23 protein-coding genes are annotated in these 26,430 nt (G+C 72.8%); 11 read left to right on the forward strand and 12 right to left on the reverse strand.

Features of this window, described 5'->3' with window-relative positions:
• Nucleotide 1: 1 nt before the first annotated feature.
• Complete coding sequence (locus ACSNN8_RS01715; protein WP_436646436.1) at nt 2-1,792, reverse strand: beta-N-acetylhexosaminidase; 1,791 nt, start codon at nt 1,790-1,792, stop codon at nt 2-4.
• Nucleotides 1,793-1,986: 194 nt separating this feature from the next.
• On the opposite strand from ACSNN8_RS01715, the gene ACSNN8_RS01720 reads away from it, so the two are divergent.
• The 8 genes from ACSNN8_RS01720 to ACSNN8_RS01755 all read left to right on the forward strand — a co-directional run bounded on the left by ACSNN8_RS01720 (nt 1,987) and on the right by ACSNN8_RS01755 (nt 8,174).
• On the forward strand, nt 1,987-3,186 hold the full coding sequence (locus tag ACSNN8_RS01720) for an amidohydrolase family protein (RefSeq protein WP_436646437.1): 1,200 nt from the start codon (nt 1,987-1,989) through the stop codon (nt 3,184-3,186).
• Nucleotide 3,187: 1 nt separating this feature from the next.
• The gene (locus ACSNN8_RS01725) at nt 3,188-3,568 is read left to right on the forward strand and encodes a RidA family protein (RefSeq protein WP_436646438.1); all 381 of its coding nucleotides are present in this window, start codon (nt 3,188-3,190) and stop codon (nt 3,566-3,568) included.
• 68 nt (nt 3,569-3,636) lie between these two features.
• Nucleotides 3,637-3,939 (forward strand): urease subunit gamma, encoded by a 303-nt coding sequence (locus tag ACSNN8_RS01730; protein WP_436646439.1) that lies wholly within the window; start codon nt 3,637-3,639, stop codon nt 3,937-3,939.
• On the forward strand, nt 3,936-4,304 hold the full coding sequence (locus ACSNN8_RS01735) for an urease subunit beta (protein ID WP_436646440.1): 369 nt from the start codon (nt 3,936-3,938) through the stop codon (nt 4,302-4,304). The genes ACSNN8_RS01730 and ACSNN8_RS01735 overlap by 4 nt, the downstream gene beginning before the upstream one ends.
• Nucleotides 4,301-6,019 carry an urease subunit alpha gene (locus tag ACSNN8_RS01740; RefSeq protein WP_436646442.1) on the forward strand — a complete coding sequence of 573 codons (1,719 nt, stop codon included), beginning with the start codon at nt 4,301-4,303 and terminating at the stop codon, nt 6,017-6,019. Before ACSNN8_RS01735 ends, ACSNN8_RS01740 begins: the two co-directional genes overlap by 4 nt.
• Before the next feature lies 1 nt (nt 6,020).
• Nucleotides 6,021-6,665: an urease accessory protein UreF gene (locus tag ACSNN8_RS01745; protein WP_436646444.1), complete on the forward strand. Its 645-nt coding sequence runs from the start codon at nt 6,021-6,023 to the stop codon at nt 6,663-6,665.
• Between the two features lie 130 nt (nt 6,666-6,795).
• Nucleotides 6,796-7,422: an urease accessory protein UreG gene (ureG, locus tag ACSNN8_RS01750; protein ID WP_436649368.1), complete on the forward strand. Its 627-nt coding sequence runs from the start codon at nt 6,796-6,798 to the stop codon at nt 7,420-7,422.
• Nucleotides 7,419-8,174: an urease accessory protein UreD gene (locus tag ACSNN8_RS01755; RefSeq protein ID WP_436646445.1), complete on the forward strand. Its 756-nt coding sequence runs from the start codon at nt 7,419-7,421 to the stop codon at nt 8,172-8,174. The genes ureG and ACSNN8_RS01755 overlap by 4 nt, the downstream gene beginning before the upstream one ends.
• A gap of 5 nt (nt 8,175-8,179) precedes the next feature.
• Here the strand turns inward: ACSNN8_RS01755 and ACSNN8_RS01760 are convergent, their stop codons facing one another.
• From ACSNN8_RS01760 to ACSNN8_RS01790, 7 genes are all read right to left on the reverse strand, one after another.
• Nucleotides 8,180-9,082: a sigma-70 family RNA polymerase sigma factor gene (locus ACSNN8_RS01760; protein ID WP_436646447.1), complete on the reverse strand. Its 903-nt coding sequence runs from the start codon at nt 9,080-9,082 to the stop codon at nt 8,180-8,182.
• Between the two features lie 129 nt (nt 9,083-9,211).
• Nucleotides 9,212-9,466, reverse strand: a complete 255-nt coding sequence (locus ACSNN8_RS01765; RefSeq protein WP_436646448.1) for a hypothetical protein — start codon at nt 9,464-9,466, stop codon at nt 9,212-9,214.
• A 300-nt stretch (nt 9,467-9,766) separates the two neighbouring features.
• Nucleotides 9,767-11,980, reverse strand: a complete 2,214-nt coding sequence (locus tag ACSNN8_RS01770; RefSeq protein ID WP_436646449.1) for a serine/threonine-protein kinase — start codon at nt 11,978-11,980, stop codon at nt 9,767-9,769.
• 484 nt (nt 11,981-12,464) lie between these two features.
• A complete protein-coding gene (cphA, locus tag ACSNN8_RS01775; protein WP_436646451.1) occupies nt 12,465-15,197 on the reverse strand; it encodes a cyanophycin synthetase in 2,733 nt (910 codons plus the stop codon).
• Entirely contained in the window at nt 15,194-15,340 is a 147-nt protein-coding gene (locus tag ACSNN8_RS01780) for a hypothetical protein (RefSeq protein ID WP_436646452.1), read from the reverse strand. The genes cphA and ACSNN8_RS01780 overlap by 4 nt, the downstream gene beginning before the upstream one ends.
• Nucleotides 15,341-15,420: 80 nt before the next feature.
• Nucleotides 15,421-17,124 carry an MFS transporter gene (locus tag ACSNN8_RS01785; protein WP_436646454.1) on the reverse strand — a complete coding sequence of 568 codons (1,704 nt, stop codon included), beginning with the start codon at nt 17,122-17,124 and terminating at the stop codon, nt 15,421-15,423.
• 9 nt (nt 17,125-17,133) lie between these two features.
• A complete protein-coding gene (locus ACSNN8_RS01790; RefSeq protein WP_436646455.1) occupies nt 17,134-18,060 on the reverse strand; it encodes an acyl-ACP desaturase in 927 nt (308 codons plus the stop codon).
• Nucleotides 18,061-18,164: 104 nt separating this feature from the next.
• Here ACSNN8_RS01790 and ACSNN8_RS01795 point away from each other — a divergent pair, with 104 nt between their 5' ends.
• Entirely contained in the window at nt 18,165-19,298 is a 1,134-nt protein-coding gene (locus ACSNN8_RS01795; RefSeq protein WP_436646457.1) for a serine hydrolase domain-containing protein, read from the forward strand.
• On the opposite strand, the gene hisS is transcribed toward ACSNN8_RS01795, so the two are convergent.
• Entirely contained in the window at nt 19,295-20,602 is a 1,308-nt protein-coding gene (gene hisS, locus ACSNN8_RS01800) for a histidine--tRNA ligase (RefSeq protein WP_436646459.1), read from the reverse strand. The two genes, ACSNN8_RS01795 and hisS, sit on opposite strands and share 4 nt — an antisense overlap.
• A 24-nt stretch (nt 20,603-20,626) precedes the next feature.
• Nucleotides 20,627-21,325 (reverse strand): MBL fold metallo-hydrolase, encoded by a 699-nt coding sequence (locus ACSNN8_RS01805; protein ID WP_436646460.1) that lies wholly within the window; start codon nt 21,323-21,325, stop codon nt 20,627-20,629.
• 131 nt (nt 21,326-21,456) lie between these two features.
• Between ACSNN8_RS01805 and ACSNN8_RS01810 the strand changes: the two genes are divergently transcribed.
• Both ACSNN8_RS01810 and ACSNN8_RS01815 read left to right on the forward strand, forming a co-directional pair.
• The gene (locus tag ACSNN8_RS01810; RefSeq protein WP_436646462.1) at nt 21,457-22,320 is read left to right on the forward strand and encodes a peptidylprolyl isomerase; all 864 of its coding nucleotides are present in this window, start codon (nt 21,457-21,459) and stop codon (nt 22,318-22,320) included.
• A 34-nt stretch (nt 22,321-22,354) separates the two neighbouring features.
• Nucleotides 22,355-23,194: a peptidylprolyl isomerase gene (locus ACSNN8_RS01815; protein WP_436646464.1), complete on the forward strand. Its 840-nt coding sequence runs from the start codon at nt 22,355-22,357 to the stop codon at nt 23,192-23,194.
• Between the two features lie 44 nt (nt 23,195-23,238).
• Here ACSNN8_RS01815 and ACSNN8_RS01820 read toward each other — a convergent pair whose 3' ends face one another.
• A complete protein-coding gene (locus ACSNN8_RS01820; protein WP_436646465.1) occupies nt 23,239-25,674 on the reverse strand; it encodes a RelA/SpoT family protein in 2,436 nt (811 codons plus the stop codon).
• Between the two features lie 142 nt (nt 25,675-25,816).
• Nucleotides 25,817-26,380, reverse strand: a complete 564-nt coding sequence (locus tag ACSNN8_RS01825) for an adenine phosphoribosyltransferase (protein WP_436646466.1) — start codon at nt 26,378-26,380, stop codon at nt 25,817-25,819.
• Nucleotides 26,381-26,430: the final 50 nt, after the last annotated feature.

Here is a 26,430-nt window from a genome sequence, read left to right on the forward strand (position 1 = left end):
ATCAGACCGGGCCGCGGATTTCAAGACGCTTGGTCATCTCGCGCAGCTCGGCCAGGCGATCGGGCAGCGACCGCGGGTTGCCCGGGGCGTCCGGGCGCGCGTCCCAGGGTCGCGGTCCGGTGAGCGGCCGGTAGTTGACGCCGAGCGCGTCGAGCCGTTCCAGGTGGTCGCCGAGGCGGGCCTCGAACGACGCGTACGAGCGCCCCGGCGGATCCCACACGGCTTCCGCGAAGGCGCTCAGCCGCGGATAGGTCATGTAGTCGACGCGGCGGGCCGACTCCATGTGCTCGGTCCACACGTTCGCCTGCCCACCCAGCACGAGCTCGCGCCCCGCCTCCGGCAGATCCGGCGGTACGGGCGAGAACGCGTACACGTCGGCCAGCGTCAGCCGCGTGCCGACCGGGGTGGGCTCGCCCGGGTCGTCGGACTGGCGGTAGTCCAGGTACGTCCCCACGTCCGGGCAAGACACCACCTGATGGCCCAGCCGGGCCGCGACCGTGGTGGGCTCCGCGCCCCGCCAGGCGGCCACCACCGCACCCCGCGGGGCGCCGCCCTCGAGGATCTCGTCCCAGCCGTAGACGCGCCGCCCGCGCGACGCGAGGTGCTCGGCCATCCGCATCGTGAACCACGGCTGCAGCTCGTGCGGCGTGCTCAGCCCCTCGCGGGCGAGGACCGGGCTGTCCACCCACTCGTCGACCGGGCACTCGTCCCCGCCGATGCCGATCACCTCCGACGGGAACACGTCGCACAGGTGGTCGAGCACCGCCCGGCAGAAGTCCAGCGCCTCGTCGCTCAGGTCGAGCACGTGCGACGAGATGCCCCAGCCGGTCCGTACGGTCGTCGCCGCCCTGCCGAGGCCGGGGTACGCGGCAATGGCCGCCTGCATGTGCCCCGGCATGTCGACCTCGGGCACCACCCGCACGTGCCGCTCCCGCGCGTACGCCACGATCTCGCGCAGGTCGTCGCTCGTGTAGAAACCCCCGTGCGGCCGCCCGTCGAAGCGCGCGTGCTGCCGGGCGCCCAGCATCGACTCGCTGCGCCACGCCCCCACCTCCGTCAGCCGCGGCCACCCCGGCACCTCCAGGCGCCACCCCTGGTCGTCGGTGAGGTGCAGGTGCAGCACGTTGAGCTTGTGGAACGCCGCCAGGTCGACGAAGCGCAGCACGTCCGCCACCGGCATGAAGTGCCGGGCCACGTCCAGCATCACCCCGCGCCAGCCGAACCCCGGCCGGTCGTCGACCCGCACCGCCGGCACCGGCCACCCCACCGCCCCCGCCCGGCGCAACGCCGCCGCCGGGAGCAGCTGACGCAACGTCTGACAGCCGTAGAACACCCCGGCCGCCGAGCCGCCGCTGATCCGCAGTCCGTCCAGCACGTACGCCTCTTCGTCGAGGGTCTCGTCCACCCGGAGCGTCAGGCCGCCCGCGCCCGGCGGAAGCGGGCAGCGCAGCGCGCCCCGCAGCCAGCTCGCGACGCCGGCCAGCTCGGCGGGCGCCTCCAGGGGCGTGTCGGCGCCCAGCCAGAGGTCGCCCGAGGTTGCGGCAACCGACACCGGTAGCGGGACCAGCCCTCGCATCGTCATCCCCTCACGCTTGCTGACCGCCTCGAATGCCCGCAAGCCCCACGACCACGCCCGCCGTCGCGCCCGCCCGGATCCGGCCCGCACCGCCACCGCGCCCGGCTGGATCCTGCCCGCGCCGCCGCCACCGCCGTCGTGCCCGCCCGGATCCGGCCCGCGCCCCGCGATCACCGCCGTCGGGCCCGCCCGGATCCGCTCGTTTGCCAAGATCACCCGTGGGCCACCGCCTCCCCCACCCACCCGGGAGTTGGCAGGGACCTTACGCCCTTGTCAAGCCGCCGAGCCCACTTGTCCACAGGCGCCCGCCCCGGCAAACGGCGGACGAGCCCGCCGCCGATCCGACACCCACCCCGTTCCCCGCCCACGGCCGCCCACCCGTCCGATAGGGTCGGCCCGGGGAGGTGGCCGTGACGTACGACCTGCTGCTGACCGGCGGCGAGCCGTTCGACGTGGCGGTCACCGGCGGGCGGATCGCGGCGACCGGCCACGCCCTGCCCCGCGACGCCCGCACGGTCGTCGACGTGTCCGGCAAGCTGATCACCCCCGGCCTGATCGACCTGCACACGCACGTGGGCCCGGGCTACTGGGGCATCGACCCCGACCCGGTCGCCTGGCGCACCGGCGTCACGACGTGGGTCGACGCCGGCTCCACGGGGGCCTACACGCTCGACGCCCTGCCCGCCCGCGCGGTGCGCGTGCCCGTGCTGCTCAACATCTCGGCGGTGGGCCTCGCCGGGCGCACCGGGGAGAGCCGCGACCTCGGCAACTGCGACGTCGCGCTGGCGATCGACACCGTGCAGCGGCGGCGCGAGCTCGTCCGCGGGATCAAGGTGCGCATCGACCACGACACCGTCGGGGACAACGGCGTGGAGCCGCTGCGCCGGGGCCTCGCCGTCGGGGAGGCCTGCGGCGTACCGGTCATGGTCCACATCGGCACGACACCGCCGGCGCTGGACGAGGTGCTCGACCTTTTGCGGCCCGGCGACATCGTGACGCACTGCTCCAGCGGCATCGCCGCGCCGCTCGGGCCGGCCGTGCGGGCGGCGGTCGACCGTGGTGTGCTGCTCGACCTGGGGCACGGCTCCGGCGGGTTCGCCTTCGACGTGCTCGAACGCCAGCTGGACCTGGGGCTCGTCCCGACGTCGGTCTCGACCGACCTGCACTGCCGCTCGGTGGCCGGGCCCGTGTTCGACCTGCCGACCACGATGGCCAAGCTGCTCGCGGTGGGGCTGCCGCTGGACGCCGTGCTGCCGAAGGTCACGTCCGCGCCGGCGGCCGCGCTGGGCCTGCCGGGCGGCACGCTCGACGTGGGCGCGCCGGCCGATCTGGCGGTCTTCGACGTACGGGCCGAGGAGCACACGGTCGTCGACGCGCACCGGCAGACGCGGACCGCTCCGCTGCGGCTGGTCAACGTCGCCACGTACGTGTCGGGCCGGCTCCTGCCTCCCGCCTGGCCGGCCGACCCGCCGCCGTGGGCGCCGCTCACCGAGGCGCAGCACGCCGCCCTGGCCCGGCGCCGGTCGGCGCTGCGCGACCTGCTCGACATCCCGCTCGTCGACGTGGACGGGCTGGCCGAACAGTTTCCCCGCGATACCAAGGAGATCTGACATGCCCAAGCGCGCCATCAAGGCCGAGAAGGCGGCCCCGGCCGGCGGCCCGTACTCGCACGCCGTCGTCGCCGGCGACTTCGTCTATCTGGCCGGCGCGGTCCCGGCGCTGCCCGACGGCACCTGGGTCACCGGCAGCTTCGCCGAGCAGGCGCACGCCGCGTTCCGCAACCTGGCCGCGGTGGCCGAGGCGGCCGGCGCCAGCCTCGACCAGGCCGTGCGTCTCGGCGTCTACCTGCGCGACTTCGACGACTTCGCCGAGATGAACGAGATCTACGCCGAATACGTCAAGGGCGACAATCTTCCCGTACGCACGACGCTGCCGGTGCCGCTGGTCGGCTTCGACATCGAGATCGACGCCGTGCTCTACACGGGCGCCTGACCGGCCGCGGGTAACACGTCCGAAACGTCGAACTGCGAGCATCGCGGGGCGCTATCAGGGAGGTCCGGTTGTTCCTCAGCCCGCACGAGCAGGAACGCCTGCTGATCCACGTCGCGGCCGACGTGGCCCGGCGCCGGCGCGAGCGCGGGCTGAGGCTCAACCACCCCGAGGCGACCGCGATCATCACCGCGTTCCTGCTGGAGGGCGCGCGCGACGGCCGGACGGTGGCCGAGCTCATGGACGCCGGGCGGCGCGTGCTCTCCCGGGACGACGTCATGGACGGGGTGCCCGAGATGCTGGCCGAGGTGCAGGTCGAGGCCACGTTCCCGGACGGCACCAAGCTCGTCACCGTCCACGGGCCGATCCCGTGATCCCCGGCGAGATCCTGCTGGGCGAGGGGGACATCGAGATCAACCCGGGGCGCCCGGTCGTCGCGATGACCGTCCGCAACACCGGGGACCGGCCCGTGCAGGTGGGCTCGCACTTCCACTTCGCCGAGGCGAACGCGGCGCTGGAGTTCGACCGGCGGGCCGCCTGGGGCTGCCGGCTGGCCGTGCCCGCCGGCACGTCGGTGCGCTTCGAGCCGGGCATCCCGCGGGACGTGACGCTCGTGGCGCTCGCCGGGGCGCGGATCGTGCCGGGCCTGCGCGGCCTCGCCGGCGGCCCCCTCGACGACGCGACCGGCGACAGCGCGGACGGTTCGGACGGCGCAGGCGGCGCGGACGGGGAACGATGACGACCCTCGACCGTGGGCGCTACGCCGCCCTCTACGGCCCCACCGCCGGCGACCGGATCCGGCTGGCGGACACGAACCTGCTCATCGAGGTCGAAGAGGACCGCAGCGCCGGGCCGCGGCCGGGCGACGAGGTGGTGTTCGGCGGCGGCAAGGTGATCCGCGAGTCGATGGGGCAGTCGCGGGCCAGCCGCGCCGAGGGCACGCCGGACACGGTCATCACGGGCGCGGTGGTGCTCGACCACTGGGGCATCGTGAAGGCCGACATCGGCATCCGCGACGGCCGCATCACCGCGGTCGGCAAGGCCGGCAACCCCGACACCATGGACGGCGTGCACCCCGACCTGGTGATCGGCCCCGGCACCGAGATCATCGCGGGCAACGGGAAGATCCTGACCGCTGGCGCGATCGACAGCCACGTCCACCTGATCAGCCCGACGATCCTCGACACGGCGCTCGCGTCGGGCATCACGACGATCATCGGCGGCGGCACCGGGCCGGCCGAGGGCACGAAGGCCACGACCGTCACCCCGAACGCGTGGCACCTGGCGCGCATGCTCGAGGCGATCGACGCGTACCCGGTCAACGTGCTGCTGCTCGGCAAGGGCAACACCATGTCGTCCGAGTCGATGTGGGAGCAGCTGCGCGGCGGCGCGGGCGGCTTCAAGCTGCACGAGGACTGGGGCACGACGCCCGCGGTGATCGACGCGTGCCTGCGGGTGGCGGACGCGTCGGGCGTCCAGGTGGCCATCCACACCGACACGCTGAACGAGGCCGGGTTCGTCGAGGAGACGCTGCGCGCCATCGCCGGCCGGTCGATCCACGCGTACCACACCGAGGGCGCGGGCGGCGGGCACGCGCCGGACATCATCACGGTGGCCGGGCAGCCCAACGTGCTGCCGTCGTCGACCAACCCGACCCGGCCGTACACGCGCAACACGCTCAGCGAGCACCTCGACATGCTGATGGTCTGCCATCACCTGAACTCGGCGGTGCCCGAGGACCTGGCGTTCGCCGAGAGCCGCATCCGGCCGTCCACGATGGCCGCCGAGGACCTGCTGCACGACCTCGGCGCGATCTCCATGATCGGGTCGGACTCGCAGGCGATGGGCCGGGTCGGCGAGGTGGTGCTGCGCACCTGGCAGACCGCGCACGTCATGAAGGCCCGCCGCGGCCCCCTGCCCGGCGACACGACCGCCGACAACACCCGGGCCAAGCGGTACGTCGCCAAGTACACGATCTGTCCCGCGGTGGCGCACGGCATGTCGTCGCACGTGGGCTCGGTCGAGCCGGGGAAACTGGCGGATCTCGTGCTGTGGGATCCGGCCTTCTTCGGCGTACGCCCGGCGCTCGTCCTCAAGGGCGGCATGATCGCGTACGCGCAGATGGGCGACGCGAACGCCTCGATCCCCACGCCCCAGCCGATGCTGCCGCGCCCGATGTTCGGCGCGAAGGGCGTGGTGCCCGCCCAGACGTCGCTGGCGTTCGTGGCCGAGGCCGCGATCGACGCGCTGGTCGGCGACCGGATCGGCGTCAAGCGCGAGTTCGTCCCGGTCGAGGACACCCGGCGCGTCGCCAAGGCCGACATGCCGCTGAACGACGCCCTGCCGCGCATCGAGGTCGAGCCCGACACGTTCGTGGTCCGCATCGACGGCGAGGTCGTCGAGCCTGACCCGGTGACCGAGCTCCCCATGGCCCAGCGCTACTTCCTGTTCTGACATGAGCCTCGCGACGCTGCTGGTGCTTGCCGACGGGCGGCTGCCGTCGGGCGGGCACGCGCACTCCGGCGGGCTCGAGGCGCAGGTCTCGGCCGGGCGGGTGCGCGAGCTCGACGCCGTGGCGGAGTTCCTGCGCGGCAGGCTGGCGACGGCCGGGCTGGTCGCGGCGGGTTTCGCGGCCACCGCCTGCGTCCGGCCCGCCGAGTGGGCCGATCTCGATCAAGGGCTTGACGCGCGTACGCCGTCACCGGCGCTGCGGAAGGCGTCCCGGGCCCAGGGCCGGGCGTTGCTGAGGGCGGCGCGAGCCATGTGGGCGCTGCCGCCCGTGGGCCGCGAGCCGCACCAGCCGGTGGCGCTGGGAGTGGTCGCGCACGCCGCCGGGCTGGGCGCGACGGAGGCGGCCGTGGCCGCGGCGCACACCACGGTCACCGGCCCGGCCAGCGCGGCCGTACGCCTGCTCGGTCTCGATCCCTATGCGGTGCACGGGCTGCTCGCCCGGCTCGCCGGCGACTGTGACCGGATCGCGGCCGGCGCCGCGGCGCGCGCCTTAGACCCGGTCGACGACCTGCCGGCGGCGGGCGGCCCGCTGCTCGACGTCGGCGCCGAGCTCCACGCCACCTGGGAGGTGCGTCTCTTTGCATCCTGAAGCACAGCATTCCGTCGCGGGCGGGGCTCTCCCCCACCCCTCGGACGGCTATGTCGCCCCGCACACGCACGGTCCCGGCGAGACGACGCCGCACACCCACCCCGACCCCGGCACCGACCCGCACGACCCGCTGCACGAAGGGCCGCGGGCGCTGCGCATCGGCATCGGCGGGCCGGTCGGCTCGGGCAAGACCGCGCTGGTCGCGGCGCTGTGCCGGGCCCTCGGCGAGGAGCTGCGGCTGGCCGTCGTGACCAACGACATCTACACCACCGAGGACGCGGACTTCCTGCTGCGCAACGGCGTGCTGCCGGCCGACCGCATCCGCGCGGTGGAGACCGGCTGCTGCCCGCACACGGCGATCCGCGACGACATCTCGGCCAACCTGGACGCGGTCGAGGACCTGGAGGCGGCGCTCGGCCCGCTCGACCTCGTGCTGGTGGAGAGCGGCGGCGACAACCTGACCGCGACGTTCAGCAAGGGCCTGATCGACCAGCAGATCTTCGTGGTCGACGTGGCCGGGGGCGACAAGGTGCCGCGCAAGGGCGGCCCCGGCGTCACCACGGCCGACCTGCTGGTCATCAACAAGATCGACCTGGCGCCGCTGGTCGGCGCAGACCTGTCGGTGATGGACCGTGACGCCCGGGCCCGCCGCGGCGACCTGCCGACGGTCTTCCTGTCGCTGGTGCAGGACCGCGCCGCCACGCCGGTCGCCGACTGGATCCGCGGCCTGGTCGCCGCGCGAGTGCCCGCGGCGTGAGGGCGCGTTCCCGGGTCGCCGCCGAGTCCGACGGGCGCGGCGGCACCCGGCTGACCGTCCTGCACAGCGAATCCCCACTGCTGCTGCGCCGCACCGGACCCGCCACCCTGCACCTGGTGGGCGGCGGCGCGGGCCCGCTGCGCGGCGACGACCTGCGCCTCGAGATCAGTGTCGGGCCGGGCGCCGCCCTCGAGATCCGCAGCGTGGCCGCGCAGCTCGCGCTCCCCGGCCGCGGCCACCTGCCGCGGTCGCGCCTCGAGGTCCACGCGAGCGTGGCCGAGGGCGCCACGCTGCGCTGGCTGCCCGAGCCGCTGATCGCCGCGGCCGGCTGCGACCACCTGAGCGTCACCCGCGTCGACGTGGCCGACGGGGGCGCGCTGCTCTGGCGCGACGACCTCGTCTGCGGGCGCCACGGCGAGCAGCCCGGCGACGTCGTCATGGACACGACCATCCGGTACGCGGGCCGCACGCTCTACCGCCACGAGGTGTCCGTGGGCCCCGCCGCTCCGGGCTGGTCGGGCGCCGCCGTGCTGGGCGGCGGGCGTGCGCTGGGCACGGTGGTCGCCGTCCCGGCCGCCCTGCTGCCCCCGCCGATCTCGGGGCCGGGCGACTTCGCCGTCATGCCGCTGGCCGGCTGCGGCGCTCTCGCCACCGCCGTGGGCGCCGACATCCGGCCCGTACGCGCGGCTCTCGATCCGCTCTGCGAGCCGGGAACGGCACGAGGGCGGCACAAGGCCGCCCCCGCTCTATGAAGTGATCAAGCCGCTACCGCGATCGGGACGCCGTGCGCGTCCGTGAGCGCGAGCCTGGTGTGCAGGTTGCCCTGCTGCGCGACCCGGGCGAAGTACTCGGACCGGCGCCTCTGCATACAACCCTTGCGCGTACGGGGACCGCCCGCGGCAACCGTGAGCAGCTCCGGCGCCAGCGAACTGTTCAGGCCCTCGCGCAGCAGCTGCAACGCCTCGGTGCGCAGCTGCGAGATGCGCGACTCGGTGACGCCCAGCCGCGCCGCCACGTCGCTGAGCGGCTGCTCCTGCAGGAACGACTCGGTGACCACCTGGCGCAGCCGCTCGGGCAGCGCCTGGATCGCCTGGTGCAGGTAGCCGAGGCGTTCCCGCTTGAGCAGCAGGTCCTCCGGCCCCTCCGAGGTCTCGGGCACCATCTCCTCGGCCGCGCCGGTCGGGAAGCCCTGCAGGCTGAGCAGGGCCGCCTTCTGGACGTCGTCCTCGACCCCGGCCAGCTCGGCCACCCCGATGCCGAGCAGCTCGGCCACCTCGGCGTCGGTGGGCGTGCGGCCCAGCGCCGCGGTGAGCTCCTGCCGGGCCGCCGCCGTCTTGCGGGCCCGCGCCCGCACCGACCGGCTGGCCCAGTCCTGCCCGCGCAGCTCGTCGAGCAGCGCGCCGCGGATCCGGACCGCGGCGAAGCGGTGGAACGGGATGCCGCGGGTCACGTCGAAGGAGCGGGCCGCCCCGAGCAGCGCGGCGAACCCGGCCGAGGACAGGTCGTCCGCATGGACGTGGCCCGGTACCCGGTTCAGCAGCTCCCGGACCAGATGGCCAACCATCGGCATGTGTTCGCGGACCAGGTCCTCGATGTCACGCGCGGACGGCGCGTCGTGGGTCGTGCCGATGGTGGCGGGGAGTTCGGTCGTGTCGCTCACGTGGTCCTCCTCGCTCATACGACCGGTTGGGTGAAAACCGGCTGACGAGGAAGACTTTTACGGGCGAAAGGTGCAGGGGCGGCCGAACTCGGTTGCTATTCGGGTGCTTTTCGCGAGAAAGACTCAGGTTTAGTGGAGGGCTGCGGCCCGCCGGGGTGCCAGCACCCCGCTGAGCTCGGTGTGCACCCAGTGCATGCGGCGCACCGCGCAGTCCGGGTGGTCACCGAACTCGGCCGCCACGCCGGCCGCGCAGCCGTCGCTGCCGTACTGCAGGATCATGTCGGTGACGGCCTGCTCCACGGCCTCGTTGCTGGGGCACTGGGACGGCTGCAGATCGGAGACGAAGAGGGCCTCCGCCGCCAGATCCTTGACGATGCTGATCATGAAGAACTCCCCGATGGACGACCTTGCTGGCCGTTGCACCTGTGCCCGTCCGGTGGCACTGCAGACCGAATGCGCACGGCCAGATCCGCTATCTCATCTTGCCCAGGCACACTCCCCCACCCGGCAGACACGCCGGGCGAAACGGAGGAAAGTGCCTGATGCATCCCGTTCACAGTAACTCCACAGCCCGCGGCGTCGCGTCCGCTTTCGGCCGTTGCGGTGTTCGGCATCCGACCCTCGCCGCCACAGGCCCAGACACGACAAGGGCCGGCTCTGTCGAGCCGGCCCTTGTCGTCAGTCCTACGGAGTCACGCACTCATCCGGAATTGCCGCGCAGTCGTCAACCGCATCCGGACCGGGCGTGCCGGGCGGCGTGGACGTCGTCGTGCTGGGACCGTTGTCGGGCTCCTCGGAGCCCGTGCCGGTGCCCGGCTCGTCCTGCCCAGCGGGCTTGGGATCCGGCGACGCGCTCTGCACCGGATCCGGGTTGCCGCCGCCGGTGTCGGGGTTGCCGCCGCCGGTGTCCGGGTTGCCGCCGCCGGTATCCGGGTTACCGCCGCCGGTATCCGGGTTACCGCCCGTATCCGGGTTGCCGCCGGTGTCGGGGTTACCACCGGTGTCCGGGTTGCCGCCGCCGGGCGGGGGCGTGGTCGAACTGGTCGACGGCTTCGGGGTCTCCTTCGTCGGCGTGACGGTGATCAGACCGCCGTCGCCCACCGAGACGCCCGGAACGCGTGCCTGCGGCGAGACCAGCTTCACCTGGTTGCCCGGTCCACGCTGCACGTACTTCGTCGGCGCACCGGGCGCCGGCGACACGAACGTCTCGCACGGCGTGCCGTTGAGCTCGAAGGTCATGGGCGCGGAGTTGCGCTGGACGTAGGTCCCGTTGATCGCCAGCGGAACGGTCCCCAGCGGTCCGAGCTCCTTCGGCCCCGTGATCGTGACGCCGCCACCGCTGGGGTCGGGCTGCGTGAGCTGAAGATCACCAGCGCCGACCATCTTCTGGTCGCCGGGCAGCATGAACCAGAGCTTCCAGTCCTTCACCGCGACCTGGTTGCGGTTGGCCACCGTGATGCCGGCCGTGAAGTGTTTGTCCTCGTCGGAGAAGACCGAGTAGCTGACCACGCACCGGGTCGGCGGCGGCGCCGGGGTCGCGCCCTGTGCGGCGCCGCCCGAGGGGCCACCCGTCAAGCTGAAGCCATAGGTCCCCGCACCGAGCAACATGACGCCGAGCGCGATGACGAGCACGCGACGGGTCTTGGCGTTCGCCATCCACGCCGGAGCCGGCTTCTCCGCGTTCGGCGAAGCGTTGCTCGCCGCCGAACGCACCGCGCCCTGGGCCGCCGCGGCCGGGGCCGCGTTGTAGACCGGCCCGGAGGGCAGGTCGGCGAACCGGCTGTTGCGCGCCGGCGCCTCCGCCTCCGCGGCGGCAGCAGCCGCGGCCGCCGGAGCAGGGGCCGGCGAGACGGGCTCGGCCGCGGGCGAGACCGGGGAAGCAGCCGGCGAGACCGGGGCAACAGCCGGCGAGACCGGAGCAGCCGCGGGCGACACCGGAGCGGCACCGGCCGCTCCGCCCAGGATCTCGTCGTAGGACCCGCCGGCGGGCGGCAGGATCGTCGTGTTCTCGCCGCTGCCGGACCACTCCGGCACGTAGCCGCGGGCCACCGGGGGCGCCGCCGCCGAGATGCCGGCGAGCAGGTGTGCCAGGTCGGCGCTCGACGGCCGGTCGGACGGGCGCTTCTCGAGGCAGCGGCCCACCAGGGCGTCCACCTCGGGCGGCAGGCCGTCGACCGGCGGCAGCGGCTCGGGCTCGGTGTACTGGTGTGCCCGCAGCAGCGCCGTGGTCGTGCCCACGTCCCACGGCAGCTGGCCGATCAGCGTGCGGTAGATGAGAAGGCCGACCGCGTAGACGTCGGTGGCCGGGCTCACCTGGCCGCCCTCGAGCCGCTCGGGCGCGAGGTAGGCCGGCGTGCCGAGCAGGCTGCCGTCGGGGTCGATGTCGTTCTCGCCGATCAGGGCCGAGATGCCGAAGTCGACCACCTTGGCGCCGGTCGGGGTGAGCATGACGTTGGCCGGGGTGACGTCGCGGTGCACGATGCCCCGCGAGTGCGCGGCGGCCAGCGCCGCGGCGACCTCGGCAGTTATCCGCACGGCGTGCTGCCAGGGCAGCTTGCGGGTGCGGGCGAGCACGGCGGCGAGCGACTCGCCGTCGATCAGCTCCATGACCACGTACGGGACCGGCTCACCGTCGACGGTGGTCGCCTCGCCGTAGTCGTAGACATTCGTGATGTTGGGATGGCTGAGCCGAGCGGCAGCCTGAGCCTCCGCGCGCAGCCGGCGCCGGAACGCCGGGTCCGCGCTTGTCGACGGTGGCAGAACCTTCACCGCGACCTGGCGCCCGAGGACTTCGTCGAACCCCCGCCACACCACTGACATCCCGCCGGCGCCGAGGCGCTCGACCAGTCGGTATCGACCGGCCAGCAGACTCGAACCGGGCAGGTCCGTCGTGCTCATGTGCCCCCACATGCGCGCTTCGAAAGAAACACCGAGAAACACCGCCATGCCCTCGATGTCGGGGTGCCGGCCCGTGGACCGAGCGTTCCCCATCGACGCAAGGATGCTAGCCGATGATCGGCCCCCTCACGATCCCGCGCAGACCCGCCCTCACCTGCGGTTCATCACGGTCCGTTTGGGGTCCGATCGCACCCGGAAGGGGTTTCCGTCCAGTACCCGAAAGTCGGATGCCCGACGGAATTCGAAGCGCAATACCCCAGCCTGAGCCGATATGCCCGCTTCATCGGAAGTTTCTTTGAGTACGAGTTTCCAGCGTTTACCGGTGCCGGCCGACAAGCCGTCACACCGTTGTGACGCATAGCAACTACCGCCCGATTGTCGTCGAATGACAACTATTGAAGGCTTTACCAGCGGCACCTAATCTGAACGGTCACTGCCATCGGCCGATCGGCCGATTTGGTGTGCCAACCTCCCGCGCGGGACGTCAGACGTGGTATCCGGGGACCGGAACCCGATCGTTCCCCATAATGGCGCGCCCGGGCGACACCAGCGGACGCGGCGCACGGCCGGGCAGCGCCGGAACCCGGTCACCCGCGGGCACCGCACCCAGCCCGGCGAGCAGGTCGAGCACGGGCGCCAGCCTCTCGTAGACGACCAGCACCACCTCGCCCGGCCGGGCCAGCCGCAGCGCCTCGGTCACCGCTTCGCGGCAGCCGGCGGCCCGCACGGCGGACAGCTTCGGGCGCCGCATCCGCATCTCCTTCTCCACGAGCCGCGACACCTCTCCGGGCGTACGCCCCCGGAGGTCCTCGTCGTCGTAGAGGACCGCACGCGTGACCCCGTCGGCGACCACCTGGGCACACGCCGCGAGCAGGTCGTCGCGCCGGTCGCCGGGCAGGGTGAGCGCCGCGACGCAGCGGTCCGGGCCCCAGAGCCGGTGCAGCGTGCGCAGCGTCGCCGCCAGCGCCGCCGGGTTGTGCGCGTAGTCGACGAACACCGACACGTCGCCGAGGCGCAGCAGGGTCCCGCGGCCGGCGTTGTCGACGGCGGGGTCGAACTCGGCGAGCCGCCGGCAGACTGCCTCCTGCGCCGCGCCCAGCGCCCGCGCGGCGGCGATCGCGGCGAGCGTGTTGGCCACGACGTGCGGCGCCGCTCCCCCGTACGTCCCGGGAACGTCCGCGGCCCGCATCAGCGGCGTCCGCCGTGCCCCGGTTGCCTGCACCACCCAGCCATCGTGCAGCAGGTAGGCGGTAGCGCCCTTCGCCAGGTGCTCGACCACGACGGGCTGCCCGGGGTCGAGGGAGAACCACACGATGCGCTTGCGGTCGGCGCGCACCCGCGGCCGGTCCACCAGGCTGCGCACCCACGGGTCGTCGGCGTTGAGCACGAGCGTCCCGCCGTCGCGCACCCGCTCGGCCACCAGCGCCTTCACGTGCGCCAGGTCCTCGATCGTGTCGAGCCCGTCCTGCCCCAGGTGGTCGGCGGTGATGTTGGTCAGCACGCCCACGTCCGACCAGTCGTAGCCGAGCCCGCGGTTGAGCAGCCCGCCGCGGGCCGTCTCGAGCACGGCGGCCTGCACGCCCGGGTCGCCGAGCACCATCTGCGCCGACTGCGGCCCGGTGGCGTCGGCGCGGTAGACCACCCGCCCGTCGATGCGGACGTCGTCGGTCGTGGTCAGCCCGACCCGCAGCCCGTTGTCGGCGAGCAGGTGCGCGGTCAGGCGCGCCACCGTCGTCTTGCCGTTCGTGCCGGTGATCGCGACCGTCGGGATCCGCCCGTCGGAGCCGGCCGGGAACATGGCCCGCACGATCGCGTCGCCCACGTCGCGGGAGCGCCCGCGCACCGGGGCGAGGTGCATGCGCAGGCCGGGCACGGCGTTGACCTCGAGCACCCCCGCGGTGACCTCGTCGTCGCTGCCGGGCGGCGGCACCGGCTCGTCGATGCCGGGCAGGCGCAGGTCGATGCCCGCGATGTCGAGCCCGAGCAGCGCGGTCACCCGCAGGCACAGCCGGGCCACCTCGGGGTGGATCAGGTCGGTGACGTCGTGGCTGGTGGCGCCGGTGGAGAGGTTGCCGGTGCCGGCGAGCCAGACCGTACGGCCCGGCGGCGGCACACTGTCCACCGTGCAGCCCTGCCGCGCCAGCACGGCGGGCACGCAGGTGACCCGGGTCAGCACCCGGGAGTGCCCAAGGCCGCGGCGGGGGTCGGCGTTGACCCGGTCGGCCAGCTCGGCGACCGTGCTGCGGCCGTCGCCGACGACGTGCGCGGCGATCCGTTCGGCGGCGGCGACCACCTCGCCGGCCACCACCAGTACGCGGTAGTCGCGGCCGCCGAGCTGCCGTTCGACGATCACGTCCCCGCCGGCCGCGTGGAACGCCCGCTCGACCTCCTCGGGCGTGCAGAGGTCGAGCGCGACGTGTTCGCCCTGGCGGCCGCACCGGGGCTTGACCACGACCGGGCCGCCCAGCCTCGCCAGCCGGTCCAGCGCCTCGGCCGCGGTCCGCGCCGCGCCGCCGGCGGGCATCGGGACCCCGGCCTCGGTGAGCAGCCGCCGGGTCACCTGCTTGTCGCCGGCGATGTCGATGCCCACGCCGCTGGTGCGGTCGGTCATCGCCGCCCAGGCCAGCCGGCGCCGGTTGCCCCAGCCCAGCCGTAGCAGGCTCAGGTCGTCGAAGCGCTCGACCGGGATGCCGCGCCGGCGGGCCGCCGCGATGATCGAGCGGGTGCTCGGGCCGGTCGCCTCGCGCTCGGCGCGCGCCGCCAGCTCGTCCAGGGCCGGCGCGGCCGTCCCGCCCGCCACGACCGCGACCACCAGGTCGGCCGCGGCCTGCAGCAGCTCGTGCGGCACCCGCGAGCCGGGCGACTCGTCCACCGGGCACTCGATCACCAGCCGGTAGCAGCCGGGCTCGCCCGCCGAGAGCGTGCGTCCGAAGTTGACGTCGCGGCCGATGCGCTGGGAGAGCTCGAGGCAGACGTGCTCGGTGACGTGCCCGAAGTACGTGCCCCCGCGCAGCCGGCTGACGAAGCCGCCCGGCGCGCCCGCCGCGCAGTGGTGCTCGGCCAGCCCGGGCAGCGCGCGCAGCAGGCGCTCGGCGAAGCCGGTGACGTCGGAGGTCTCGACGCCGGTCAGCTCCTCGAGCCGCAGCCGTGCCACGACGGCGGGGCGGGACAGATAGACGTTCGGGCCGCGCAGGTGGCGCACGCTCTCGATCTTCATGACGGCCGCCGCCCGGCGTCCGCGTGCCCGGCGTCCGCGTGCCCGGCGTCCGCGTGCCCGGCGGAGCGGCCGAGCAGGGCCGGGCCGGCCGCTCCGCCGGTGATCAACGGGCGGCCACGGCGGGCATCGAGGCAACTCGACACGACACCTCCTCAGCCGCGGCCGGGAACGGCCACCCCTGAGGTTAATCGCAACAAATGCGAAACATCCGAATAATCGGTGTTTAGTCCGCTCGAGGCGCGGCGGCCGACGAGGCAGGCTCGGCACCGTGCGCCGGCAGGCCGCCGCCGGCGGGCACATCCCCGCGGGCCGGCAAGTCGTCGCGCGCAGGCGAGGGGTCGTCGCGCGCAGGCGAGGGGTCGTCGTGCGCCGGCAGCAGGTGGGTCACCTCCGGCTCGCCCTCGGCGAGCGCCACCGCGCGCTTCTCCACCTGCTCGTCGCTGCCGGTCAGCCGCCCCTCGTGCTGGCGCAGGTGCTCCTCCCAGGTGGGCACCTGATAGACCTCGACGAAGCGGGCCGGGTCGGCGCCGTCGCGGAACAGCCCCCACCGGGTCGCGCCGGTGCGCAGCCGGGTCAGCCGCACCTCGTCCATCGCGGACACGAAGCCGGCCGCGTTGGCGCCGGCCACCCGGTAGACCGCCGTGACCAGCACCGGCCCGTCGTCGTGGTGCGGCTCGAGCATGATGTGCGGCTCGGCCCAGAAGATCGCCGGGCTGCGGTCGGCGTCGTCGTGCTCGTGCACCGGCAGCCACTCGACGGTCACCGCCCCGAGCAGCATCGCCACGGCCGCCGTCACGAAGGTCGCCGGCAGTCCCGCCGCCTCGGCGACCTGACCCCACACCAGCGCGCCGAGCGCCTGCGCCCCGGCGAACACGACCTGGTAGATGCCGAGGCCGCGAGCGCGCACCCAGTTCGGCAGCAGCAGTTGCAGGGTCGCGTTCATCCGCGAGACCAGCATCATCCACGCCGCCCCGGCGAGCACGAGGACGGCGCCGACCGCGGCGAAGTGCGGCACGAGCGCGACCACGGCCAGCGCGGCGGCGTAGACCGCGCCGGTCACGCGGATCAGGCGGTTCGCCGACAACCTCCGGCGTACGCGGGGCATCAGCAGCGCGCCGGCGATCGCGCCCACGCCCAGCGCGGCCAGCAGCACGCCGTACCCGCTCGCGCCCAGGCCCAGCTCCTGGTGCGCGACCACGGGCAGCAGACCCCAGACCACGCTGCCCGGCAGCACGAACAGGACCACGCGCAGCAGCAGCCGGCGGACCCCGGGCGCGTACCGGACGAAACGGCCGCCGGCCCGGACGGCCGGTCCGAAGTGCTCGGGGTGGCTCGGTCCCTGCCGGGGCGGGCGCCGCCAGGCCAGCAGCGCGAGCGCGAAGACGGCGTACGAGACGGCGTTGAGCGCGAAGACGGCGACCGGCCCGATGTGCGCGACCAGCAGGCCGGCGACGGCGGGGCCGGCCGAGCGGGCCAGGTTGGTGTTGACCGCCCCGAGCGCCGACGCGGCCGGCAGCTCGTCGCGCGGCACCACCTCGGGGATCACCGCCTGCCAGGTGGGCAGCGTGAACGCCTGCCCCACGCCGAGCAGGAACGTGAAGCCCAGCAGCAGCGGCGGCGACATCTCGTCGAGCGCGGTCAGCGCGGCGAGCACTCCGCCGATTCCGAACAGCCCGGTCTGCACGGCCAGCAGCAGCCGCCGCCGGTCGAACACGTCGGCCAGCGCGCCGGACGGCAGCGCGAGCAGCAGCACCGGCAGCATCGTGACGGTCTGCACGAGGCTGGTCCACGTCGCCGCGTCCGGCTCCGCCACCACCAGCCACTGGGCGCCGACGGTCTGCATCCAGGTGCCGACGTTGCCGGCGAGCACCGCGATCCAGAGCATCCGGAACACGCGGTCCCGCAGCGGCGCCCACGGTGAGTCCACCCGCGAAACCTACCGGGCCAGGCGGGCGCGCCTGGCTTCGCGCTTCTCCTCGAACCGGGTGGCCTGCTGCTCGAGGTCGTCGAGGTGGGCGGCCAGCTCGTCGCGCGCCTTCTCGCCCTCGCCGTCGAGGTCCGTACGGGTCAGGACGTTCCACTGGCGCAGCACGGGCATCAGCACCTCGTCGCGGTGCTGGCGCAGGTCGTAGATGCCGGCCAGCGCGATCGACAGCGCCTTGCGGCCGAAGCCCTCGATGTTCGCGCCGGGCATCTGGAACGAGGCGACCACGTCGGCGACCGCGCGCATCGCGTGGCCGGGGTCGAGGTCGAAGGCGGCCGCGAGCAGGTTGCGGTAGAAGACCATGTGCAGGTTTTCGTCGGCGGCCACGCGGGCGAGCAGCTGCTCGGCGATCGGGTCGCCGGTGGCCTTGCCGGTGTTGCGGTGCGAGATGCGGGTGGCGAGCTCCTGGAAGGCCACGTACGCGATCGAGTGCAGGATCTCGTCGGGGTGGTCGTTGGCGTAGCCGGCCTGCATGTGGGTCATGCGGGCGCGCTCCAGCTCGACCGGGTCGACGGCGCGGGTGACCGTCAGGTAGTCGCGCAGCGCGATGCCGTGGCGGCCCTCCTCGGCGGTCCAGCGGTGCACCCACGTGCCCCAGGCGCCGTCGCGGCCGAACAGCGTCGCGATCTCGTGGTGGTACGACGGCAGGTTGTCCTCGGTGAGCAGGTTGACGATCAGCGCCGTACGGGCGACGTCCGGCAGCGGCGAGTCGGTCGGCAGCCACGGCTCGCCGCCCAGCAGCCCGTCGAACGTGCGGCCCTCGCTCCACGGCACGTACTCGTGCGGGAACCACTCCTTGGCCAGCGACAGGTGACGGTCGAGGTTGGCCGCCACGACGGGCTCCAGCTCGATCAGCAGCGCGGTCTGGTCCAGCGGCATGACGATCTCCCTACGGTGGCGTAACCTACGCACCCGTAGGTAAGGGTACGCCCGGCAGGCGAAAAGGGCGGCGCGGTCCGCACACGTCGACCACAATGAATGCCATGAATCGACGAGCGCTCATCGTTCTGATCGCCGCAGTCGGACTTCTCGCGCCACCCGGCATCGCGACGGCCGCACCGGCATCGCCGCTGCAGGCACAGCTCGACGCCATCCATGCGGCCGGCATGCCCGGCGCCTTCGCCGAGGTGCGCGACGGACGCCGGACCACGACGCTCACCGCGGGCGTGGCGGACGTGAAGACCCAGGCTCCCGTACGGGACGGCATGCGCCACCGCGTCGGCAGCATCACGAAGACCTTCGTCGCCACGACGATGCTGCAGCTGGCCGGTGAGCGGCGGGTGGACCTCGACGCCCCGGTGCGCCGCTATCTCGCGTTCGACATCGATCCGCAGGTGACCGTCCGGATGCTGCTCAACCACACGAGCGGCATCGGCGACTACGACACCGAGCTGATCAAGACGCTGGACGACATCGTCGCGCTCGGCGAGCGGACGTTCCGTCCCGAGGAGCTGGTGCGCATCGGGCTGGGCGCGCCGCCGACCGAGCGCGGCGTGTACTCGTACGCCAACACCAACTACATCCTCGCCGGGCTGATCATCCAGAAGGTGACCGGCCACAGCTACCGCGCCGAGGTCAGCCGCCGCATCCTGAGGCCGCTCGGCCTGCGCGGCACGTACTTCGAGGGCGCCGACCCGTACATCCGGGGACCCCACATGCACGCGTACGTGCCCTGGACCGACGGCACCCTGCGGGACTTCACGAAGTACAACATGTCGTGGGCCTGGGCGGCCGGCGAGATCGTCTCGACCGCGCACGACCTGAACGTCTTCTACCGGGCACTGCTCACCGGGCGGCTGCTGCCGCCGCGCCTGCTGGCCCAGATGCAGACGACCACCGGCGTGGACGGCTACGGGCTCGGCCTCTACTTCGTCGACTTGCCGTGCGGGCGGGTCTGGGGGCACGACGGCGGCACGATCGGCCACCTGACGGTGTCGTGGCACAGCGCGGACGCCCGCCGGCAGGTGACGCTGGCACTGAACATGGCGTTCTACCAGACGTCACCCACCGAGCCGCACCCCATCGACGTGGCGGTCGCGCAGTTCCTGACGACCGCGCTGTGCGGTGACCAGCCGAGCCTGAAGGCGGCGACGGCCTTCCGCTGGCTCGACGGCTAACCGGCGATCACCGGGTGCAGGTCGGCGGCTGGCGGCTGCCACGCGGCGGCGTCGGCCTCGACCTGCTCCCCCGACCGGATGTCCTTGACCGTGTCGGGCTCGCCCGGGAACCAGACGTACGGGATGCCGCGCCGGTCCGCGTACTGGATCTGCTTGCCGAACTTGGCCGCGGTCGGTGCCACCTCGGTCGGCACGCCGCGGCGGCGCAGGGCCGTGGCGATCCGGTCGCAGGCCGTGCGCTGCTCCTCGCTCGGCACCGCGACCAGCACGCACGTGGGCACCGAGCGCGAGACGCTCAGCGCGTCATGGCCGAACAGCAGCCCGAGGATGCGGGTCACGCCGATCGAGATGCCCACTCCGGGGAACGTCTCCTTGCCGGTGGAGGCGAGACTGTCGTACCGGCCGCCGGAGGTGACCGAGCCGAACCGCTCGTAGCCCTCGAGCTGCGTCTCGTAGACCGTGCCGGTGTAGTAGTCGAGCCCACGGGCGATCTTCAGCTCCGCGACGACCAGGCCGGGCGCGTGCTCGCGGGCCGTCTCGACCACCCGCAGCAGCTCGTCGAGGCCCTCGTCGAGCAGCGGGTCGGTGACGCCCAGCTTGCGCACCGCGTCCACGAAGGACCCGTCCTCGGCCGAGATCGCGGCCAGCTCCAGGCACGCGTCGGCCTGCGCGCGGGTGGCGCCGGCGGTCTCGACGAGCTGGTCGGCGACCCGCGCCGGGCCGATCTTGTCGAGCTTGTCGACCGTGCGCAGCACCTGGGCGGTGTCGGCCAGGCCCAGCCCGCGGTAGAAGCCCTCGCACACCTTGCGGTTGTTGACCTGGATGCGCACCCGCGGGATCGGCAGGCCGCCCAGCGCGTCGCCGATCACCAGCGGCATCTCGGTGTCGTAGTGGAACGGCAGCTCGCCGCGCGCCACCACGTCGATGTCGGCCTGCAGGAACTCGCGGTAGCGGCCCTCCTGCGGACGCTCGCCGCGCCACACCTTCTGGATCTGGTAGCGCCGGAACGGGAACTGGAGCTTGCCCGCGTTCTCCACGACGAAGCGGGCGAACGGCACGGTCAGGTCGAAGTGCAGGCCGAGCTGGTCGTCGTCCTTGGCGTTGTCGTCGGCCTGCAGCCGGCGCAGCAGGTAGACCTCCTTGGACGTCTCCCCCTTGCTCAGCAACGTGTCGAGCGGCTCGACCGAGCGCGTCTCGAGCGGGGCGAAGCCGTAGAGCTCGAACGTGGAGCGGATGCGGTCGAGGAACCGCTGCTCGACCATCCGCTGGGGCGGCATCCATTCGGGAAAACCGGAAATGGGCATTCTCAAGAGCTCCTAGGAAAAGTCTCAGAGTCCACGGCCGGGCGCCGCGATCAGTTCCCGCAGGTACGGGTTCTGCGCGCGCTCGCGGCCGACGGTGGTGGCCGGTCCGTGGCCGGGCAGCACGACGGTGTCGTCGGCCAGCGGCAGGATCTTGCTCCGCAGGCTGGTCATCATCGTCTCCGTGCTGCCGCCCGGCAGGTCGGTGCGCCCGATCGAGCCGGCGAACAGCACGTCGCCCGAGAGGCAGACCTGGTCCGCGTCGAAGGCCGAGCCCGCGCCGGGCAGGCGGAACAGCACCGACCCGCCGGTATGGCCCGGGGCATGGTCGACGGTCACCTCGAGCCCGGCCAGCGCGAGCGTGGCGCCGTCGGTCAGCTCGGCCACGTCCTCGGGTTCCGAGTACGGCAGGCGGCCGCCGAACAGCTGCGTGAGGTCCATGCTCAGGCCCTTGGCCGGGTCGGCCAGCATCTCGCGGTCGGCGGGGTGCACGTAGGCGGTGATGCCGCGCGCGCCGCAGACCGGTGCGACCGAGAACGTGTGGTCGAGGTGGCCGTGGGTGAGCAGCACCGCGGCCGGGAAGAGCCGGTGCTCGGCGAGCACCTCGTCGAGCCGGTCGAGCACGCCGATGCCGGGATCGACGATCAGGCATTGCTCACCCGGGCCGGCGGCGACCACGTAGCAGTTGGTGCCGAAGGCCTGGGCCTCGAAGCCGGCGACGAGCACTACAGGCCCCCCTCGTGCAGACAGGTGCGAATCGTAACGATGCTAGCCGGGCGGGCGCACACCACTTTCTCAGGAGGTACCCGTACACTCTTGCGGGCGTGTGACACGGTCGTACGAGAGGACAGCGTTCGGTGGCATCCAGCAGGGACCGGCAGCGCAAGCTGGCCCGGGCGAAGCTCGATCGGCAGATGGCGCGACGAGCCGCGAGACAACGCCGCCGTCGACGCGTGCTCGCGGGCGTCGGCTCCGGGGTCGCCGTCCTGCTCATCGTCGCCGGCATCGCGTGGATCGGCGGAGCGTTCGGCTCCGACGACGACGACAAGACCGACGCCGCCGACCAGGATCTGTGCCTGTGGACCCCGCAGAACGCGTCGACGAACTCGAACCTCAAGGACGTGGGCACCCCGCCGACCAAGGACATCCCGACGCTGGGCACGCAGACCATGACGGTCACCACCAACCAGGGTGACCCGATCGTCGTGGGCCTCGACAGCGAGCTCTCGCCGTGCGGCACGGCCGACATCACGTACCTGGCGAGCAAGAAGTTCTACGACAACACCGACTGCCACGAGATCACCTCGTACGGCGCGCTGCGCTGCGGCGACCCGAGCGGCACCGGTCTCGGCGGCCCGACCTACAGCATCTACAACGAGAACGTGCCGACCGCGCCCGAGCCCAGCGCCTCGGCCGCACCCGGCGCCGTGAAGACGCCGCTCTACCCCAAGGGCACCGTCGCGCTGATCGGCAACCCGCCCGGCACCAACGGCAGCCAGTTCCTGATCTTCTTCAAGGACTACAGCCCGGCCACCCCCGAGTTCTCGATCGTCGGCAAGGTGACCGGCGGCCAGGCCACGATCGACAAGATCGGCAAGATCCCGGTCTCGGCGAACGCCTCGGGCGACAAGGTCAAGCCGACCTCCAAGATCACCATCAAGACCCTGACCGTCGGCGACGCCCCGGCGTCCGCAGCCCCCTCGGCCAGCACCCAGTCGTAAAGCCCCAGGCCGACATATCAGCAGGAGGAACACCGTGTCGTCGATCAAGGACCGGCAGCGCGCGGCGGCGCGGGCCCGGCTCGAGAAGGAGATGGCCGAGCGCTCCGCGGCCGCTCGTCAGCGCCGGCGGCGGCAGGCCGTCATCGGCTCGGCGATCGCCGTCGTGCTGATCGCGGGCGCCGCGGTGTGGATCGTGTCCGCGCTGAACGACGACCCCAAGTCGTCCGACACCCCGGCCGCGAGCAGCGTCCCCGCCGGCCAGGTCGCCTGCACGTGGACCCCCGACCAGGGCGGCGGCGGCAAGGTCAAGGACGTCGGCACCCCGCCGGCCACCGCGCCCAACACGGGCAAGGGCGTGCTGACCATGCAGACCAACCTCGGCACCATCAAAGCCAGCATCGACCGCTCCAAGGTGCCGTGCACCGCGGCCAGCTTCGAGTTCCTCGCGGGCAAGAAGTTCTGGGACAACACCAAGTGCCACCGCCTGGTCAACGAGGCGACCTTCAAGGTGCTGCAGTGCGGCGACCCGTTCGCCACCGGCAAGGGCTACCGCGAGACCGACGGCCAGGGCGGCCCGAGCTACACCATGGGCGAGGAGAACCTGCCGACCGACACCAAGAACCCGTACCCGGCCGGGTCGATCGCGATGGCCAACACGGGTCAGCCCGGCAGCACCGGCAGCCAGTTCTTCATCTGCTCGGAGAACACGCAGCTCCCGGCGAACTACACGCTGCTCGGCACGATCACCGACGGCCTCGACATCGTCAAGGGCGTGGTGAAGGCCGGCGACGACGGCGCCTTCGCGCAGTCGGCCGGCGGCGGGCACCCCAAGAAGGAGATGGACATCCAGAAGATGACCTTCGCCGCCGCCTGACCTAGGGATTGAGCTGGGGCCCCCGGGAAACCGGGGGCCCTTTGCTATGCGCCCGAGGTGACGCGGTACGCGTCGAAGACGCCGTCGACCTTGCGGACCGCGGCCACCAGGTGGCCCAGGTGCTTCGGGTCGGCCATCTCGAACGTGAACCGGCTGACGGCGACGCGGTCGCGGGTCGTGGTGACCGTCGCGGACAGGATGTTGACCCGCTCCTCCGACAGCACCCGGGTGACGTCGGCCAGCAGCTTGTGCCGGTCGAGCGCCTCGACCTGGATGGCGACCAGGAACGTCGACGCGCTCGTCGGCTTCCAGGTCACCTCGACCACGCGCTCCTGCTGGTCGCGCAGGTCCTCGGCGTTGGCGCAGTCCTCGCGGTGCACGCTCACGCCGCCCGAGCGGGTGACGAAGCCGAACACCGCGTCGCCCGGCACCGGGGTGCAGCAGCGGGCCAGCTTCACCCACACGTCGCTGACGCCCTTGACCACGACGCCCGGGTCCTGCGCCTGGCTGCGGTTGCGCGGCGGGCGGGTCGCGACGGCGGTCTCGGCGATGTCCTCGACCGCGCCCTCCTCGCCGCCGAAGCCGGCGACCAGCTTCTGCACGACGGACTGGGCGCTCACCGTGTTCTCGCCGATGGCCGCGTAGAGCGAGGCCACGTCCGCCAGGTGCAGGTCGCGGGCGATCGTCGTGAGGTTCTCGTTGGTCAGCATGCGCTGCAGGGGCAGGCCCTGCTTGCGCATCGCCTTGACGATCGCCTCCTTGCCGACCTCGATCGCTTCCTCGCGGCGCTCCTTGTTGAAGTACTGCCGGATCTTGGTGCGCGCGCGGGGGCTCTTGACGAAGCCCAGCCAGTCCTGCGTGGGGCCGGCGTTCGACGACTTCGACGTGAAGATCTCGATGACGTCGCCGTTGGACAGCGTCGACTCGAGCGGGACCAGCTTGCCGTTGACCCGCGCGCCGATGCACTTGTGCCCGACCTCGGTGTGCACCGCGTACGCGAAGTCGACAGGCGTCGAACCCGTCGGGAGCGGGATGACGTCGCCCTTCGGCGTGAAGACGTACACCTCCTGGCTCGACAGGTCGAAGCGCAGCGCGTCGAGGAACTCGCTCGGGTCGCTCGCCTCGCGCTGCCAGTCGAGCAGCTGCCGCAGCCAGGTCATCTCGTCGATGTGCGCCGGCGGGCCGACGATCGTCGCGCCCTTCTGCTCCTTGTACTTCCAGTGCGCGGCGATGCCGAACTCGGCGGTGCGGTGCATCGCGAACGTGCGGATCTGCATCTCGACCGGCTTGCCGGTCGGGCCGATGACCGTCGTGTGCAGCGACTGGTACATGTTGAACTTCGGCATCGCGATGTAGTCCTTGAACCGGCCCGGCACGGGCTGCCAGTTCGCGTGGATGACGCCCAGCGCGGCGTAGCAGTCGCGGACCGTGTCGACCAGGATGCGCACGCCGACCAGGTCGTAGATGTCGTTGAAGTCGCGGCCCCGCACGATCATCTTCTGGTAGATCGAGTAGAGGTGCTTGGGGCGGCCGGTGGTCTCGGCCTTGATCTTCGCCGACTTGAGGTCGAGGCTGACCCGGTTGGTCACCTGGCGCAGCAGCGCCTCCCGCTGCGGCTGGTGCTCGCCGATCAGGCGGTTGATCTCCTCGAACCGCTTGGGGAACAGCGTGCCGAACGCGAGGTCCTCGAGCTCCCACTTGATCGTGTTCATGCCCAGGCGGTGGGCCAGCGGGGCGAGGATCTCGAGCGTCTCCTTGGCCTTCTGCTCCTGCTTGGCGCGCGGGAGGAAGGTCAGGGTGCGCATGTTGTGCAGCCGGTCGGCCAGCTTGATGACCAGCACGCGCGGGTCCTTGGCCATCGCGACGACCATCTTGCGGATGGTCTCGGCCTTGGCCGCGTCGCCCAGCTTGACCCGGTCGAGCTTGGTCACGCCGTCGACCAGCAGCGCGACCTCGCCGCCGAAGTCGCTGCGCATCTGCTCGAGCGAGTAGTCGGTGTCCTCGATCGTGTCGTGCAGCAGGGCCGCCACCAGCGTGGTGGTGTCCATGCCCAGGTTCGCGAGGATCGTCGCCACCGCGAGCGGGTGCGTGATGTAGGGGTCGCCGGACTTGCGGTACTGACCCGAGTGCCACCGCGCCGCCACGTCGAAGGCGCGCTGCAGCATGCGGCCGTCGGCCTTGGGGTGGCTCGCCCGGTGGGTGGCGATCAGCGGCTCGAGCACCTCGCTGACCTGGGTGCTCTGCCACGGGGCGTTGAACCGCGCCAGCCGGGCGCGCACGCGGCGGCCGGTGGGCGCGCCGGCCAGCCCGAAGGCGCCCGCGCCGTCCGCGGGCGTCAGCGGCTGGGTGGCCTCACCGTCGGCAGCCGCGGGAACGGCCGGCGTTGCCTGCTCTGCGGGCGCCGCGGCGTCCGCACCGGTCCGTGAGTTCTCGGTCGGCTGCACCGTGCCCTCCGCCGGAGGGACGACGTCGCTGGACACCGGTCTCCTCACACATTCGCTGGGAACCGTCCGGCGAGTGCCGTCCGTGTCACCTGATTAGGAACGCCATCCTACCCGCACAGTCTTCCCGGATGGCCGGGCCGAACCTCCGAAAGAGCATCGCGGTCCGGGCAAAGGCCCATCAAACGGTCAGCACCGCATGGACCTTGCGGGGGCTGAGCCGCTCGCGGCCCTTGAGGAAGGCCAGCTCCATGAGCACGGTGAAGCCCGCGACCGTGCCGCCGGCCCGCTCCACGAGCTCGAGCGCCGCGCCGGCCGTGCCCCCGGTGGCCAGCACGTCGTCGACCACCAGGACGCGCTGCCCGGCGATGAACGCGTCCTCGTGCACCTCGAGGGTGGCCTCGCCGTACTCGAGCTCGTACGAGGCGGACAGGGCCCGGCGCGGCAGCTTGCCGGCCTTGCGCACCGGCACGACCCCGACCCCGGCGGCGTACGCGATGGCGGCCGCCACGACGAAGCCGCGCGCCTCGACGCCGGCCACCACGTCGAACGACTCCGGGCCGTGGTGCGCGACGATCCCGTCGACCACCTCGCGGAACGCGCGCCCGTCGGCGAACAGCGGCATCAGGTCCTTGAAGACGATGCCCGGCTTGGGGAAGTCGGGCACGTCCACCGTGCCGCCGGCGACGACCGCGGCGAGGTCGCGGCCGCTGTCGCCGCTGGGGCGGAGGCTCTCATCACTCACCCGGTCAGCCTAACGACAGCGGGGGCGGCCGATGATCCGGCCGCCCCCGC

This window comes from Actinoplanes sp. URMC 104 (assembly GCF_051386375.1).
In the GTDB taxonomy this organism is placed as follows: domain Bacteria; phylum Actinomycetota; class Actinomycetes; order Mycobacteriales; family Micromonosporaceae; genus Actinoplanes.

Coding starts and splice junctions, on each gene's coding strand:
- ACSNN8_RS01725 (WP_436646438.1), top strand. CDS start 3,188: ATGCCCAAGCGCGCCATCAAGGCCGAGAAGGCGGCCCCGGCCGGCGGC.
- ACSNN8_RS01740 (WP_436646442.1), top strand. CDS start 4,301: ATGACGACCCTCGACCGTGGGCGCTACGCCGCCCTCTACGGCCCCACC.
- ACSNN8_RS01745 (WP_436646444.1), top strand. CDS start 6,021: ATGAGCCTCGCGACGCTGCTGGTGCTTGCCGACGGGCGGCTGCCGTCG.
- ACSNN8_RS01765 (WP_436646448.1), bottom strand. CDS start 9,466: ATGATCAGCATCGTCAAGGATCTGGCGGCGGAGGCCCTCTTCGTCTCC.
- ACSNN8_RS01770 (WP_436646449.1), bottom strand. CDS start 11,980: ATGAGCACGACGGACCTGCCCGGTTCGAGTCTGCTGGCCGGTCGATAC.
- cphA (WP_436646451.1), bottom strand. CDS start 15,197: ATGAAGATCGAGAGCGTGCGCCACCTGCGCGGCCCGAACGTCTATCTG.
- ACSNN8_RS01790 (WP_436646455.1), bottom strand. CDS start 18,060: ATGCCGCTGGACCAGACCGCGCTGCTGATCGAGCTGGAGCCCGTCGTG.
- ACSNN8_RS01795 (WP_436646457.1), top strand. CDS start 18,165: ATGAATCGACGAGCGCTCATCGTTCTGATCGCCGCAGTCGGACTTCTC.
- hisS (WP_436646459.1), bottom strand. CDS start 20,602: ATGCCCATTTCCGGTTTTCCCGAATGGATGCCGCCCCAGCGGATGGTC.